The sequence below is a fragment of the Mediterraneibacter catenae genome (genome assembly GCF_008691045.1).
Lineage (GTDB): Bacteria > Bacillota > Clostridia > Lachnospirales > Lachnospiraceae > Mediterraneibacter > Mediterraneibacter ornithocaccae.
Genome location: NZ_VMSO01000004.1, coordinates 37,967 through 53,780, shown reverse-complemented (window position 1 = coordinate 53,780; position 15,814 = coordinate 37,967). Strand labels below are relative to the sequence as shown.

Sequence of the window (15,814 nt, the reverse complement as noted above, 5' to 3'; positions counted from 1 at the left end):
AGATGTTGCATCTCTATCCGGCATTTCTGCTCATTACAGAATCAGTCCTACTATATGATACGCAATAAAGCTGACTACCCAGGCAACAGCAAGCTGGAAGAGTACGATCCCGCATGTGAGCTTTTTACTTCCCACCTCTCTGTGGATCGTAGCGATCGTCGCTGTGCACGGCACATACAGAAGGCAGAATACCATGAGCGAATATGCATTTGCCGCACCGAATCCCATTGCCCCCAGCGTCGCCACAAAACTGTCCATGCCATGGGATGTGGTAATATTCTGGATGCCAAAAAGCACGCTGCAGCTTGATACCACTACTTCTTTTGCCGCAATTCCCGAAATGAGCGCGACCACGATCTGCCAGTATCCCAATCCAAGGGGATGGAAGAACGGCACGATAGCTTTTCCGATAATAGAACCAAAACTCTCCGCAATATCTGTCACATATCCTGTCGGGCCAAAATTCAGGAGCACCCACATGATGATCGATGCGAGGAAAATAACCGTTCCCGCCTTCGTCAGATAATCTTTCACTTTCTCCCACACATATACCGCGATTGTCCGTGCGTTCGGCGCCTTATATTCAGGGAGCTCGATAAGCAGGGCATGCTCGGCCTTACTGCCGTCGATCTTCGAGATGATATAAGCCGTCAGGATTGCGACTACAATCCCAAGCACATACATGGAATAGCAGGCGAGCATCGCATGTTCCCCGAAAAACATAGAAGAAAACAATACATAGATCGGAAGCCTCGCGCTGCACGACATAAACGGCGTCACAAGTATCGTCTTGAGCCTGTCTTTTCGATGCTCAAGTGCACGGGACGCCATGACCGCCGGTACAGAGCAGCCAAATCCAAGGAGCATCGGCAGGAACGCCCTTCCGGAGAGCCCCAGATGACTCATGATATCATCCATAACAAATGCTACCCTCGCCATGTAACCGCTGTCCTCGAGAAATGCAAGAGCGAGGAACAGGATGAATATATTCGGCAGGAAAGTCAGGATACCGCCCACGCCCGAAATAATTCCGTCCACCAGAAGCGAATTGAGCATAGGAGATGTTCCTGCCGCCTCAAGACCTGCACTCACCGCACCCGTCAGGAGATCAAGACCTGTCTCAAAATACCCTTTCAGCCAGTCTCCTACCGTAAATGTCAGGAAAAATACAAGCGCCATGATAACAAGAAAAATAGGAAGTCCCAGCCATTTACTTGTCATATACCTGTCAACATGCTCTGTCTTTTCTGCTTTTTCATTTTTGTTTACAAGAGTTTCCTCAATAACTTCCTCGATAAAATCATATTTCTGATTAATAATATCTTTTTCATAACTCCGATCTGCAATGCCTGACATATCCACCGGGAACTGTTCGGTAACCGTCTCGTCCTGCTCCAGTGTCTTGATCGCATGCCAGCGCATATTTTCCATATCAGGGTATTTCTTGCGGAACTGTTCGATGATCGCATCAATCTTGTCCTCAATCTCATCATTATAAACCATGGCATATTCACTATGGTGGTCATGCTTGTGTCCCGTCTTGTCGGAATGATGATGGATGAAAGGCCCTGGCTTCGCATATTCCTTGTGATGCGCCACCGCGTGCATCAGGATCTCAAGTCCGCTTCGTTTTCTTGCCGATACCGGAATGGCAGGAATACCGAGCATCTCAGGCAGCCGGTGCAGGTCAATCTCCATGCCCCGTTCCTCGACGATGTCCATCATATTAAGCGCCAGCACAACAGGTTTTCCAAGCTCAATGAGCTGAAGTGTCAGGTACAGATTTCTCTCCAGACAGGAGGCGTCAACCACATCTACGATCACGTCCACCTCATCGCTCATGATGCATTCGCGGGACACTTTTTCTTCCATTGTATAAGAAGTCAGGCTGTAAATACCCGGCAGGTCGATCAGCTTAAATTCTTGCCCTTTATAAGTGGTATACCCTTCTTTCTTCTCCACCGTTACACCCGGCCAGTTCGCCACCTTCAGATTCGCGCCGGTATAGGCGTTGAACAGTGTAGTCTTGCCGCAGTTCGGATTCCCGATAAAGCCTACATTTATGACCTTTCCGCTCATGCCGCTGCCTCCTTTACGAAGATATTGTCGGCAATGCGTCTGCCAAGAGCAAACCTCGTTCCGCGAAACTTTACTGTCATTGCACCTTTCTTATCATTATTCAGAACCGTGATCTGAGAACCTTCCGTCAGTCCGAGTGCCTCAAGCCTCCGCTCAAGGTTCAGTTCAATCTGTATTTTCTCGACCACATAAGTATGATTGTTCTTTCCCTCTTTTAGTTTCATATGCGCCTCATCCTTTGTATGTTCGCTATTGATAATTTTTCTCAACAGTTATTATATATGTTGAGGCCGCATAAGTCAATTTGTAGTGTCAAATCTTGTCGCAATCATATGTACAAGATACGGGATAAGAATAACCGGGATTGCAAGATAGGCAAGCAGACTGTATGCTTTCTGGATCAGCGTAAGCAGCCCGAACTGGGCAATCCCGAAATCCACGATGCAGCAGACTAGCGCTGCAATGATTTCTTTACGTGTGACCCGGAATTTTCTATTTCCCTCCGCTTTCTTCCGGACTGCTGATCCGTCCGTTGACTTTTCCGCTGCTCTGTCTGCCGTCCGCTCGGATACACTCCTCTCCGTTCCTCCGCAGATCCGTTTCACCATCGCCGCCACCATATTGACCGCCGTAGACACAGCTCCGAGAATAATAAGTATGGATATAAGAGGAGTCATAAACGATGCACCCACACCGTTCTGAACCATAAAAAGGGTGGGCACACTCTGTCCTGCAGCATCAGGATTCGTATAAACAGTCATAAGTCCCAGTACGACCATGACCATCATCAGCGCATTTACCACAAAGCCGACTCCCATGCTCTTTACAGCGTCCCCCGGCTTCTCAAAAGATTTCGCGTGCTGGACAAATACCGCTATGTTGGAGAGTTGAAATGTTCCGTACAGAAACGCTGAGTAGAGCGCATCCCCAAGCGGAAGTTCTGCCTCTGTCATGCTCTCTGCCGCCGCTGATATTCCGGAAAATCCGGAAATAATGTTCGGAATATACACAATCAGAAGTCCCGCAATGATGCAGACGGACAGCACCGAAGCCACTTTCCGTACCAAATCTGTCCCAAATATGGCAACTACAAATATGAACACACCGATCAGGAATGTACACAGCAGATACGGGAGCCCCGTCAATGTGCTGAGCGTAGCGCCGCCCGTGGCAAATGCGACCGCCGGAGCCACGCACATGACACAGATGTAGAGCACCTCGAACAGATTGGAGAACACCGGCGCAAACTTCCCGTAAAATGCATTGTTGTAAGACCTGTAATCGTATACCTCATGTTTCCTCGCAAAGCGCAGGCTGTATGCAAAAAACACAGTGTTATAGAGCATCGCAAGCACCGGCATGATCAGGCACCAGATGCCGTACCTGACAAAATAGCTGTATATCTGCGCTCCTGACGCAAATCCTCCGCCGAAATGTGTCGTAAACCATACAAATGCCACTCCGAGAATGACTGCTCCTGTCTTATTCTTCTTCATTGTCTCTTCTCACTCTCTCCTTCAATCTGTCCATCGCCTCTTCCAGCATTTCCCCTGTCACTTTATAAGGATAATGAGCTACATCCGACATTTCCGGAATACGCCCCATGCACTCCTGCCACTGTTCTTCCGTGATCTCAATATCCTCCAGAGAAACGGGAAGTCCCACCGCCCGGTTCAGCCGGTAGATTTTCTCAAATTCATCGTATTGCTGATCCACAAGCAGTGCAAGCAGCATGCCGAATCCCACTACCTCGCCGTGCAGATGTCTCTCCTCTATGACCGGATAAAACGTCATCGCATAAAATATCGCGTGCGCAAGTCCGCTGTTATAATCCGGTGTATAATCTTTCGTCAGGAAGATTGACGCGATCCCCGTAGTCACAACAATTGCCAGAACAACCTGTTCCACGTCATATGTACACAGCCCCTTCTTATGATCTTCCAGAGCTTTTGGTCCGTACTCGACCAACGGGTCGACACACATCCTGCTGACTGCCACGCCTAGCGCGGTAAAATGCTCCAGCCGCTCGGCTCTGGATGAGATCGTCGCCTCATAGTATTTTGCATAAGTATCTCCGATTCCCGCCCACATGTACTGTCCGGGCGCCTTCGCTATGATCTCCGTGTCAATAAATGAATGCATGACCGGCCTTACAAAAAAGTGCGGTTTTAAGAACGTGCCATCTTCATTGTACATAATGGATACTGAAGTGCAGGCAGAACAGTTGGAAGCGATCGTCGGAAATGCAAAGACCGGCTTATCGTCCGTTATACACAGACATTTCACCGTATCAAGAGCCTTGCCGCCGCCTACGCCGAACACCATGTCAGCCTCCTGATAAAGAGGCATGGCACGCAGCTTTTCCACTGTCTCATAAGTACAGTTCTCACCATAGATTTCCCTTCCAATGATCTCGAGGTTCGTCTGCTCCACATAAGACCTTATCTTGTCATATGATGCATCAAGCGCCTTTCTCCCGCCGATCACAAGAACCTTCTTCCCGTAAGATTCACACACCGGTCCGATCTTGTCGTAAATTTTATCTCCGATCGAATAATTGGGAAGGTGTACTTCGTAATTTTCAAGTTTCATAAGTAATATCTCCTTTCTATATCGGGATTCAGGCGAAAGAAAAAAGTTTCTTATATAACAAAAAGCCCTCGTCCCATACAATAAACTTGCAGGGACAAGAGCTGTCATTCAAAACAAATACTCCTGCGGTGCCACCCGGCTTGATGTAATACACTACATCCACTCACGCATACTGACATATGCTTTCTTTGATAACGGAGTCAGTTCTCCGGCTCGCCTACTCTGATTTTCAACTCGCCCTCAGAAGCCCATTCACTCCAAGTCCGGCATACCGCGATTCCACCACCCGCGGCTCTCTGTAAAGCGTCCAGTGAAGTTACTTACTCTTCCTCATCGGTCTGGTAACACTTTATCACTTTAAACTCAAGATGTCAACATTTTTGATCACAACAGCGCGGTTTTCCGAATGGCGAGGGCTGAACTATTACAGCCATGGAACTGTTATTTTTTAATAAGTGCACTTCCTTCCAGATCCGTTTCATGCATATCCACAGCACGCACCCGGCTGTCATCATACGTCTTGTAATAGTACACGCCTGTCCTCGTATTGACGCAGCAGGAATAAGTCGTAATATCATAAGTTCCCTGCTCTGTCACTACAGCTCCGCGTACCATTGCCACGCTGTCCAATATATGGAAAAACTGTGAAACACTCGCTTTCTCCTCTTCGGGAGCCACGGAGTTCCACTTCAGGAATGCCGCCCGCACAAAACGGGACGTCGATGACGCATCTCCCGGAAGCCCGATCGCGCCCATCCCCTGAGCATAAGGCTTAAGATCCAGTTTATCTGATAAACGGTTCTGCGGGTTCTCTGCCGTCAGGTTCATATAGTTGTTCATATTCATCCGGTGGTACTCGAAAGGCGGATTATTGGTCAGCACACCAAACGGGTTTTCATAGGCCTTTAATCCCTCTTCCACTGCCTCGATAACAAGACATTTCTCACGGTCTGCCAACATCCAGTGCAACGGTGCCGGCGGCATCCGGTCAGAGAATGCCGTGTCAGTGATCTTCATTTCTCCCAGATACTCTTCTGCTTCAGCCACGGAGGCGCACTTTCCAAGGATCCACGCAATTATTTCAAACGAGGCAAGCTCCAGACCTTCTCCGACCGCTTTCTTATAAGATGCACTTCCGGGGAAATTTAAGCCTGCCATTGCAAGCCCTTTTTCGTTGACAGCCTCGGCATACAAAGGGAAGCTGTCGCAGGCTGACGCCATGCCGATCATAGCATAGTGATGATCCTGCTGCCCGGCCTGTCGGAAAACAAGCGGAAAGTTGCGCGGTGTGATCGTTACAGTTTCGCCAAATGAACAGTCGAGGTCGAGGTTTCGGCCGAAGTAAAAGTCGTTGTTGAGGTAGGTGATACAGGTGCACATAAAACAATTCTCCCCTTTCGTAACTTACAAATACATCTAAATAAATTAGCACAACAAGTTAATATACGATAATTTTATCCCACAACAGTAATACTAATTATAAAAGCAGTATCTTAATCTATTTTGCGTACAATGTAAAACAACTGTATCACATCCGACATTGTCAAGGGAACTGTTGTCTAGCTAATTAAAGGATGTCTCATCTGTCAGTCTGGTTTTATCAATCATACGACCGGCTCTTCTCCACAAATAAATCTTTCCATTCCACTATGTTTCTACTTATACGTCCACCATCTGCAGATTCTTCTCATGCGTATCAATTTACATTCCACTATGTTTCTACTTATACTTATTGTCCGGGATGGATACCGCCGATATGACAGATATTTACATTCCACTATGTTTCTACTTATACTGATGGCCGGAATGGTAATAGCTCTGGCGGGTCTAAATTTACATTCCACTATGTTTCTACTTATACGGGATGAAATTAAAATCAGATTAGCTGCTTTTTAATTTACATTCCACTATGTTTCTACTTATACTTTAAGCCGGACGATGTAATCGCCGAGCAGATCCAAAATTTACATTCCACTATGTTTCTACTTATACAAGATGGCAGAGTATCCTTCTTCTTCATATTGTTCATTTACATTCCACTATGTTTCTACTTATACTCGATATTTCATCTGACGATGGAAGTATGACAATTGTATTTACATTCCACTATGTTTCTACTTATACCGTTTTCAGTTTCCTATGAAGATAATTTAGCAATATTTACATTCCACTATGTTTCTACTTATACGCGACTTCTTTGGCGGTTGCCGGTGCGGCACTGCCGCATTTACATTCCACTATGTTTCTACTTATACATGATGATAAAATGACAGGAATTATTGCATTTTTGATTTACATTCCACTATGTTTCTACTTATACCGATAACGCATCAAGATCATATCAGAGCAATTATATTTACATTCCACTATGTTTCTACTTATACTATCTGGAAAAAAGGCTCCAAAACTGATCTGGTAAAATTTACATTCCACTATGTTTCTACTTATACGGCACAAGAATCACATGTCAGCAGGTCAAGAAAGTATTTACATTCCACTATGTTTCTACTTATACTGAGCAAGACGGATGCGCTGGTTGCCCTCATGATTAATTTACATTCCACTATGTTTCTACTTATACTCACTGACATCCCACAACTTCGGGATGCATTCCAGAATTTACATTCCACTATGTTTCTACTTATACTACTCGGCTGCCGCGTTGATATACATCACCGAATTAATTTACATTCCACTATGTTTCTACTTATACGTATTATTCTTTTCTCCAAATCCTCTGAATTTTACTCATTTACATTCCACTATGTTTCTACTTATACTGAGAGAGGGTGTGAAGAGTGTTACAGCAGTTAATGATTTACATTCCACTATGTTTCTACTTATACTGATATGAATTCAAACACAACAAAGAATCTTAGTTCATTTACATTCCACTATGTTTCTACTTATACTTAGATTATGTTGATTGGGATACGCCGATTGTCACAAATTTACATTCCACTATGTTTCTACTTATACCTGTTCTTCCTGTTAGCTTGCGGCGGTTGGAACAAATTTACATTCCACTATGTTTCTACTTATACGATGGAGAACCATATTATGAACCCGTGACCGTAAATAATTTACATTCCACTATGTTTCTACTTATACAAATTCTCCAAAAAATTTTTCGGTACCTTTTTCTTGATTTACATTCCACTATGTTTCTACTTATACACTTCTGAAGAAGAATGACAAAGTTGTGAAAGCAGATTTACATTCCACTATGTTTCTACTTATACTTGCAAAGTCGGGGTATTCGATGGAGACGATCGGAATTTACATTCCACTATGTTTCTACTTATACTTATCTCGTTTCCGCAATCACATTTACATCTCCAGATTTACATTCCACTATGTTTCTACTTATACCGTTTCCTGACATTCCTGACAGCTAACTTCTGGATAATTTACATTCCACTATGTTTCTACTTATACCCGTATATTTTCCTCTTTTAATTTATACTATTTCCCACTATCCAAATTGTCGACCTCTCGTTTTGCTCCCTCATTATCTCCACCTTTCTTCATCTATGTTTTACTTTCCGTAATATTTCTTCAGAAATACGGTCTTTGTCGACTCCCTGTATGTTAATCATTATTTCAGGTCGACAATCATAAGAAATTACTTGTTTTATCATCTTCGATGCCCCAAAATTCTTTTGGTATCCATTTTTCATTTCTGCACTTAAAGACAATCAAAGAATCCTTGTCATCTCTGATAACACTATTCAATTCCATTTTCAATTTCAAAAGCTGAGCTTCTGATATCTCACCTTCAAAAACTGAATTTTGAATATGAGTTAGATATTTTTTACAGGTTTTAAATGTTGTCGCCAGTACTTTCTGACCACCTTTATCACTTTTAATATCATAAACCAATATCACATACATAACAATCCCCTTTTACCACCATATTTTAAACGGTTCATATATCTTTTCCCCAAGCAGATGCTTTACCAGTTTATAACATTCTAGCCGGATCAGATACTGATAAGAAACAGATTTATTAAGATCCCGATGCTTTATCGTCGTCTGCATCTTCGCATCTAACTCTGCAGCTATCGTTTTAGAGGCATTTTTCGTTAAATGCAGATAATTCAGCCCTTTGGTAAAACTTTTTGATGTGATCTGATTTCGGTTCAAAAGAGAAAATATCAGCCTGTCTCCCAATATCGGTTTAAAGATTTCCGCCAGATCTAGACTAAGAGAAAATCGTCTGTCTCCAGGCTCATGCAAATAGCTGACTGTAGGATTCAACTGTGTCTGATAGATCTCTCCCAACACTTTTGTATAGATCATCGTATTGACAAAAGAAATCAGCGTGTTTACCATATTATCAGGTGGATTTTTTACTCTTTTTTCAAATTCTATCTCCTGATCAATAATAACCGGCCATGCACTGTAATATGTTTTTCTGATATTTCCTTCATATCCCATCAATTCCTGTATGCTTTGAGCCTTCGGTATCTTTTTTCTCAGATCTTCCACAGTATCCATATAAGACTGCACGTTTTTGCCCCTGCCGTTATAGTAGCGTAGATTACGGTAAATATTATATGAGGCTCCGTCTATAAAAGCCCTTGCCAGTTCCATTCTTTTTTCATTATCTGTATAATGTTCTACCTGACTGACTAAAAGGCCTCCGGATACCAATCTTTCGCGAGGATAAAAGCTGCCGGTATAAAAGCTGTAATAATTAAAAAAGTGAACCGGCACCCCATACTGAGAAAGAATATTAATCAAACTTGTATTAAATGTCATCTCAGACATAACATAAATATCATTAATCTGCTCAATCGGAAGATTCTTCTGTTCTTCATTTTCATTTGTAAATGTCAGTGTATTGTCTTTTCGTCGCAATGATCCATTATTATAAATGTAATAACTTTTTTTCATACGTCTCCCCTTTCTCCCGGATACAGTCTTTTTCTTCAGATAAAACACAGGTCATAATAGGCGCAGGATTTGCATATGCTCTTTTTCTCTACTTTCTGTGGTACTTCGGACTCTGTGATTTTATGTATATCTTCCAGAACAAACTCTATTTTCTGCTCATCTTCTTCTGTCAGCTCAATCTCTAAGGATTGTTTCAACAATGGATAATCAATCCTAGCCCGGATATCCGTCACGCCTTTCTTTTTCAGGTAATACAGATAATATTTTACTTGAAGGATCCCCGCCTCTTCTATTTTTCTGCTTTTTTTCACTTCATGCAACACACCGCTTGACCGGATAAAGTCTATATTAATGACATTATCAATATTAATATGCTTATCATCCCGCTTATAACTTTCTTCATCAAGCACTTTTCCTATTCTGACATTTTCATTTTCCTGTTCCATCTGAATCCCATGATAAAAATACCACAACTTTCTCCGACACACTTCATGGTAATAGACCATTACACCTGTTATTTCTCGTTCCATAATTACTCCTTTCCACAGCTCTACAGAAACTCGCCGGCTGCAGTGGCATTTTCAAAATCCATCTGATGAAATCCTGCCTCGTCATAACTGCTTTCGATCACAGGGAGTGTTTCATGCCTGCCCAGACATACCGGTTCAAACATTACTGCTTTCTTCTTTACCAGCGCTTTCTTATATGCAATCCAGTACCAGTAAGGAACACTTAATGTATACTGCATCAGTTTTTCCCTTGTTTTCACCCTGTCCATATAGCAGACAGAGCTGTCCCTTACCGCTTCTGCCAATGCATCAATTTCCTGCTGATTCTGCATATAAACCGGGCTTGGTATTACCGTCTCAGACAAAATATTTCTCATACAGACATCATTCTTTTGAAACTGGTACGGCTTTATGCCTTCAATCCATGAGGCTGACTCATATTTTTGATAATAATCGCTGCTGCGCACCTGCTCTGTAGTAAAGTACTTGTTGAGCAGTTCGATTTTTCTTGATTCAGTAATGAGTCCGTCCCCGTCTTTCAGAGCTTCTCGGGACAACTCAAACAGCGTTCTGTCAATAAATCCATGCGTTGTTCCAGTCAGATGTTCTGCATCTATCCGGGTATATACAATGCAGTTTGGCTGTCCCGTCGGCTTTTTCCCTTTGCGGTTACACCTTCCCATCCGTTGGAACAGGGAATTCAGATCAAGCAGTTCTGTAAAAAGGTAATCGAAATCGATATCCAGACTAGCTTCTACAAGGGACGTCGATATCCAGATGCCCGACTGACAGTCAATCTGACCATTCTCATCATAGGTCCTTCCGAAATTTAATATCTCATGCTCCAATTGAGCCCTGTCTTTCCTTATAAAGCGGCTGTGCAGAATATGGATGCTCTCTGTCTCTCCAAGCTGCTCTCTTAATTCCCCGTATATTTTCTGAGCCTTTCGAATTGTATTGCATACGACCAGTATTTTGCTGCTGATTCTGTCTCTGTTGCTGCGGATATAGAACTCCCCGATCTCTTCTGCATTGATTTTTCTGTCTCTCACTTCTACATGGTGCCTCAGCGAATCATCAGTAAAAACCGCGATATTTTCTGTTTTAAACGGAACACTCTGTATCAGCAGATCTTTGATAAACGGGGCCAAAGTTGCAGTCATCACTGCGACTTTGCCGCCCATTTCCGTAATATATTTCAGACCCGTGATCAGATAACGCAGGAGCTCCGGATCATACATCTGTATTTCATCTATCACGATTCTGGAAAAAGAGAGGGTTGCCAGCTTAAACTCATATGTCTGATATCGCATAACAAAATCGAACAGTTGATCCAAAGTAGAAATACTCAGCGGCATAGACAGATGTTTCCCTCTGCTTTCATATTCAAGAAGGCCTGTATCCCCTGTGAACTGTCCGGTATAATATTCTAGCGACTCCGAATGAAGAATGGAAAGTCTTGTATCAATCTTCTCATTCAGCAGTATATTTTTTCTCACTCTGTCATAGATTGCATTAATTGCAGTCCGCAGCGGAAGGACAAAGTATCCTTTATTATTTCCAATCCACCGAAAGCCCGCCTCGGTTTTTCCCATGCCTGTCTGTGCCACAGCTATAATATTTTCTCCGCTTTTTTCCCTGCAGAACTTCTGCAACTCATTCCAATCCGCGTCAGGCTTTTGCTCCCGCCATTTCTTTTTGATATTCTCCATACATCCGTCCAGAAAATCATTAGGATATTCGGAACAGTATCCGCCGCTGGCGCTGTAATCACAAATATGCAGGAAACCTTTCACCTTTACCGCCACTTCATCTTCTGACATTTCTCGTACGGCATTTCTTGTCTTTCTTTTTATGACAAACGTGTCAAATCCATCCAAAAGCTCTTCTATTTTGTCACTGTCTTCTATGATATATTCCATCGGATCTCCGTAATCGTGATGATACATGATTGCAAACAGGACACGGTAATACGCGGTATCCGGATCCGTAAAGTAGTCAAACCCTCTGCGGTCAAGGAAAAATCCCGACAGGACATTATGGGGGATCTCCCTATCCGGATTAAACCGGTATTTCTTCCCTTTCCTCGCAGCTTCCAGCCTTTTTTGCATTTCCGGGTTTACTTTCCCGTCATCATGATGGATGCATGCAATCCTGATCAATTCATACAATTCTTTATCCTGTATATACCCGTATTTCCACATACGATCCAACTCTTCCAGCATTTTATCCACATGTTCTTTAATTGTTTCCTCCGGTTTTGCCAGATATTTTTGAAGTTCCATTATGTATATTCCTCTGTTATTGAATATTTGAAAAGGCAGCAGTATCTTTCACACCTGCTGCCAGTCCTCTTACAAGAAGTTTACAATATATTTTTTTTCGCCGTCACTGTCAAGATATAATCCATCGCCAAATTGATCCACCGTATATCCTGATACATAAAGCACGTTTTTCTTTTCAAACTTTCGTTTTCCGCCTATTATCGTATAATTCTTATTAAGCCAGTATCTTGTGCCTCCCGCTCCGTATTTTTTATCTATAAAAATCGTGGGTGGTGCTTTCCTGAACAATGCAAAATCAAGATAAGCGGAATATTCGCTTTCCACTTCGTCATCAACCTCTTCCAGAAGATCCACCATTTTTGCTTCTTCCACGGAGACAAAATCTTCACTTCTCCCTATGCTTTTAATCTCATATCTGTGTTCAAAGATATCGTTCAGCACGTTTTCCTCCGCCTTTACGTGGATGATCAGCTCAATATCGTCCAGAATCTCATAGAATTTCATGGATTTTGTGAGCGTACGGAACTTTGAAACAGGATACTCATACTTCTCTTTCTGAAATATCTGCAGCCTTTCTTTCATCTGTTTTTCAGCCTGCTTCAGCTCCTTTTCCCGTTTTTCAGCTCTGGCATACAAAGCACTGTCTTTCTTATATATTTTCTTTTTTTCTGACAGCGCTTTTTTACGCCTTTTTAAAAGCTCCATCGCCGGTTGAAATCTCTGCTTCTTAAATTCCGTCAGTTCATCATTGAGATCTTTCAGTCTCCGATACTCCTCCAACAGCTCTTGATTATGGACCTGTATTGTGATCCCTTCTCTGAAACTGTTGCCCTGCGGCTTTTTGGCGCTTGCCACTTTTTCAAATGCCGGGGAAAGCATACTGGCGTTTTTCATTTTCACAAGCATACCTCTGTCATCCTGCGTCGAATTAAGAAAACAGAAATCCGTGTATGGTTCCCGGTGCATCGAACCGTATCTTCCCTGAATACTGATATCCATGTCTACATATTCCCGATATCCGCACGCACTATGCAGAGCCCCGATCACTGTTGAAAACGGAGGGAGCGGATAGGTCATCTTGTTATCAACCGTCTCTTCCCTCTTATAGTTTGCGCCGGACTGACGCAAAACTAAACGGAGTGCTTTCATCTGCTTCACCTGCCTTTATGTTGATCAGTCGACTCCATAGTACTTTTTCACGTCATCTGCAAGGGCATCAAAGAACGCGGAGACAGACAATGGATGCAGTGTTTCTTCAACTTCAGCCTCATTCAAAAATACTCTGCTCTTTAACAGACCCGTGCGATACCCTTCCCCTATCTTAGCCTGCAGATCATCCGTCATCAGAAGCCTGTCTTCTTCCACATGAACCACATTTTCAAAATAGTGTGTCTTTCTCTCACTCAAGCCTCCGACTACAAATACCGGTTCCGCATTGTCCAGATTTCCTTTCACGACAAGACTTAAAGTCTCAACAGCCCGGAGAATTGCATTCACACGCTCTGCTTTTTCTTCTGCGGATGCTTCCGCGCCAAAATTCTCGTCTTTGCCGACCATTTCCAGATCTATTGTCATGCTGTATACTTTTAATGATTTGTCATATTCATACTGGTAGGGCATCAGACCCACGCCGTCTGCATCATTCTGGATGTTCTTTCCCTGCGCCTTTGCATAATTACTCGCCAGATACAGGTTATTGTGGAAACGTGTCTCGCTTACAAAACTCTCGCAGGCAATCGCATCTGTCAGATAGATGGAGCTTTTGCGGACATAGGTTGTCCCTTTTGTGCTCATATATCCACCCTCAAGAGCACGGCAGGTGGCCGCATTCAGTTCAGAATTGACCAGCTTCTGAGTTGCCCCATCCACCTCTGTCTGAAGATCGTCGTACATTCCGGACTGTACCATGATGGCATTTTTCAGACTTTCGCGGCTTCTTACCGTATAGACTTTTCTGTTCTTAAAAACTTTCTGTACACTGGCAATATTTCCAAGCCCTTCGGAATAGTTGGATGTCATATTGGCAACTACGGTTACAGTCAGTGCTTTCTTTTTCATTCTGTTTCTCCTCCCTGCTTCTTTTCATCCTTGTTCGGCGTCAATGCGTTGATAAATGTATATGCCGCGTCTTTATTTTTTTCAAAATCTTCAAACAGGTCATATACAAAATCAAATGCTACGCCGCTATAATTTGATAACTGCAGTAAAATCTGGCAGTATCTGTCATAATCTTTAAACACAACCGCACTCGTCAATTTCTGACGGTATGCGGTTCTTTTATTTTCCGGAACAACTTTAACCACTGCTTTTGCACAGGCATATGCACCTCTCATTGACTGATTCAATTTTTCTCCTCCTTTGCAGATCAGATTGTTTATCTGTATCAGCAGAGATACCAGATATTCTGAACTGTACTTTGTATCACGCCTCATACCCTGTTTCAGGAAAAATTCGATAAGTTCATCCGTTCGCACCAGATTCAGGATACATTCCGTCACTTTTTTCTGCACGTCAAGATAATAGTTGTCAGCTATTTTTACAGAAAAACAAAACGGCTCATATGCTTTCAGTTTTCTCAGGACTTTGATGCTCTCTTTTCTCACATACATTGTCTCGAAAAATTCTGTATCTCGCTGTTTAGTAATTACCTCTACACTGTAATTGAGAAAATCTGCTGTCTTCTGAATCGTCTTAAACAATGCTTTTCTCGCATCCTTGTTGGCTATATCAGAAGTTTTCGTACGGACTAACTTTTCCAGCGTCTGATTTGTAGTCACCATCTGTTTTAGAGAAAAATTATCATTTACGAAAAACACTTCTCTGTCTCCCCAGAAGGCAAACGGTATAAAATCAAACAACATATCATCCTCTGACACGAAAGTATTTACGTCAAAATTATAAGAGATCGACTTTGTCTTTCTTCCTCCGTCCACATAATATCCCCACAGACGGCAGCAGGTTCCCCGTTCTTTAAAAAGCTGTCCGGGATTGGCAAAGTTCTTATACAGATTGTTCTTATTGCGGAATGTTTCCCGAATCAGATTGCTTCGATGATTTTCAATCAGTGTTTTTATTTCCTGACTGTTTGTCCCTTCAAATCTAATCTTGCCAAACACCTTTTTCATAGCGGCATTTCCTTTAAGAAGCTCGTTAATCCTTTTTGTCTGATCCTCTGTCCATTGTTCAAGAGCCATATATCGTTCCAACTCTCTGTGAAGGAACTGGTCTTCATAATAAAACTCGGCGAATTTCAGATAGCGCTCTTCTGTAATATCCGCTCTGTGGAATTTTAAATAATCGTCCGTAAGCTCATATTCTATTTCATGTTTATAAAACTCCAAATATTTGTTCAGTCCCACGATTGCCGCTGAGTACCGCCAGTCCGACGCATACAGCCATATATCAAATACTTCGTTTTCTTTTTCCAGTTTCACATTTACCTCCCTCCCC

General features: G+C 42.8%; 12 protein-coding genes and 1 CRISPR repeat array. All 12 genes read right to left on the bottom strand.

The features are described 5' to 3' along the window. Nucleotides 1-33: 33 nt before the first annotated feature. Nucleotides 34-2,079 carry a ferrous iron transport protein B gene (gene feoB / locus FNY66_RS04670; protein WP_150310430.1) on the bottom strand — a complete coding sequence of 682 codons (2,046 nt, stop codon included), beginning with the start codon at nucleotides 2,077-2,079 and terminating at the stop codon, nucleotides 34-36. Continuing rightward, nucleotides 2,076-2,303, bottom strand: a complete 228-nt coding sequence (locus FNY66_RS04665) for a FeoA family protein (RefSeq protein WP_087152005.1) — start codon at nucleotides 2,301-2,303, stop codon at nucleotides 2,076-2,078. The genes feoB and FNY66_RS04665 overlap by 4 nt, the downstream gene beginning before the upstream one ends. Before the next feature lie 75 nt (nucleotides 2,304-2,378). Beyond that, on the bottom strand, nucleotides 2,379-3,575 hold the full coding sequence (locus tag FNY66_RS04660) for a YkvI family membrane protein (protein WP_150310429.1): 1,197 nt from the start codon (nucleotides 3,573-3,575) through the stop codon (nucleotides 2,379-2,381). Beyond that, complete coding sequence (locus FNY66_RS04655; protein ID WP_150310428.1) at nucleotides 3,562-4,671, bottom strand: iron-containing alcohol dehydrogenase family protein; 1,110 nt, start codon at nucleotides 4,669-4,671, stop codon at nucleotides 3,562-3,564. The genes FNY66_RS04660 and FNY66_RS04655 overlap by 14 nt, the downstream gene beginning before the upstream one ends. Nucleotides 4,672-5,112: 441 nt before the next feature. Next, entirely contained in the window at nucleotides 5,113-6,051 is a 939-nt protein-coding gene (gene bsh, locus FNY66_RS04650) for a choloylglycine hydrolase (protein ID WP_150310427.1), read from the bottom strand. A gap of 255 nt (nucleotides 6,052-6,306) precedes the next feature. Continuing rightward, nucleotides 6,307-8,109: a CRISPR direct-repeat array (repeat unit 30 nt; unit sequence ATTTACATTCCACTATGTTTCTACTTATAC). 177 nt (nucleotides 8,110-8,286) lie between these two features. After that, nucleotides 8,287-8,565, bottom strand: coding sequence for a CRISPR-associated endonuclease Cas2 (gene cas2 / locus FNY66_RS04645; RefSeq protein ID WP_150310426.1), 279 nt, complete (start codon nucleotides 8,563-8,565; stop codon nucleotides 8,287-8,289). Nucleotides 8,566-8,577: 12 nt separating this feature from the next. Then, the gene (gene cas1b, locus FNY66_RS04640; protein WP_150310425.1) at nucleotides 8,578-9,570 is read right to left on the bottom strand and encodes a type I-B CRISPR-associated endonuclease Cas1b; all 993 of its coding nucleotides are present in this window, start codon (nucleotides 9,568-9,570) and stop codon (nucleotides 8,578-8,580) included. A gap of 35 nt (nucleotides 9,571-9,605) precedes the next feature. After that, complete coding sequence (gene cas4 / locus FNY66_RS04635) at nucleotides 9,606-10,100, bottom strand: CRISPR-associated protein Cas4 (RefSeq protein WP_150310424.1); 495 nt, start codon at nucleotides 10,098-10,100, stop codon at nucleotides 9,606-9,608. Between the two features lie 20 nt (nucleotides 10,101-10,120). Continuing rightward, nucleotides 10,121-12,364 carry a CRISPR-associated helicase Cas3' gene (cas3, locus tag FNY66_RS04630; RefSeq protein WP_150310423.1) on the bottom strand — a complete coding sequence of 748 codons (2,244 nt, stop codon included), beginning with the start codon at nucleotides 12,362-12,364 and terminating at the stop codon, nucleotides 10,121-10,123. A gap of 69 nt (nucleotides 12,365-12,433) precedes the next feature. Next, nucleotides 12,434-13,513 (bottom strand): CRISPR-associated protein Cas5, encoded by a 1,080-nt coding sequence (cas5, locus tag FNY66_RS04625; protein ID WP_150310422.1) that lies wholly within the window; start codon nucleotides 13,511-13,513, stop codon nucleotides 12,434-12,436. 24 nt (nucleotides 13,514-13,537) lie between these two features. Then, on the bottom strand, nucleotides 13,538-14,422 hold the full coding sequence (gene cas7i, locus FNY66_RS04620) for a type I-B CRISPR-associated protein Cas7/Cst2/DevR (RefSeq protein WP_150310421.1): 885 nt from the start codon (nucleotides 14,420-14,422) through the stop codon (nucleotides 13,538-13,540). After that, nucleotides 14,419-15,798, bottom strand: a complete 1,380-nt coding sequence (gene cas8a1 / locus FNY66_RS04615; protein ID WP_150310420.1) for a type I CRISPR-associated protein Cas8a1/Csx8 — start codon at nucleotides 15,796-15,798, stop codon at nucleotides 14,419-14,421. Before cas8a1 ends, cas7i begins: the two co-directional genes overlap by 4 nt. Nucleotides 15,799-15,814: the final 16 nt, after the last annotated feature.

Coding starts and splice junctions, on each gene's coding strand:
- cas3 (WP_150310423.1), bottom strand. CDS start 12,364: ATGGAACTTCAAAAATATCTGGCAAAACCGGAGGAAACAATTAAAGAA.
- FNY66_RS04655 (WP_150310428.1), bottom strand. CDS start 4,671: ATGAAACTTGAAAATTACGAAGTACACCTTCCCAATTATTCGATCGGA.
- FNY66_RS04665 (WP_087152005.1), bottom strand. CDS start 2,303: ATGAAACTAAAAGAGGGAAAGAACAATCATACTTATGTGGTCGAGAAA.
- cas2 (WP_150310426.1), bottom strand. CDS start 8,565: ATGTATGTGATATTGGTTTATGATATTAAAAGTGATAAAGGTGGTCAG.
- feoB (WP_150310430.1), bottom strand. CDS start 2,079: ATGAGCGGAAAGGTCATAAATGTAGGCTTTATCGGGAATCCGAACTGC.
- cas5 (WP_150310422.1), bottom strand. CDS start 13,513: ATGAAAGCACTCCGTTTAGTTTTGCGTCAGTCCGGCGCAAACTATAAG.
- cas7i (WP_150310421.1), bottom strand. CDS start 14,422: ATGAAAAAGAAAGCACTGACTGTAACCGTAGTTGCCAATATGACATCC.
- cas4 (WP_150310424.1), bottom strand. CDS start 10,100: ATGGAACGAGAAATAACAGGTGTAATGGTCTATTACCATGAAGTGTGT.
- cas1b (WP_150310425.1), bottom strand. CDS start 9,570: ATGAAAAAAAGTTATTACATTTATAATAATGGATCATTGCGACGAAAA.
- FNY66_RS04660 (WP_150310429.1), bottom strand. CDS start 3,575: ATGAAGAAGAATAAGACAGGAGCAGTCATTCTCGGAGTGGCATTTGTA.
- bsh (WP_150310427.1), bottom strand. CDS start 6,051: ATGTGCACCTGTATCACCTACCTCAACAACGACTTTTACTTCGGCCGA.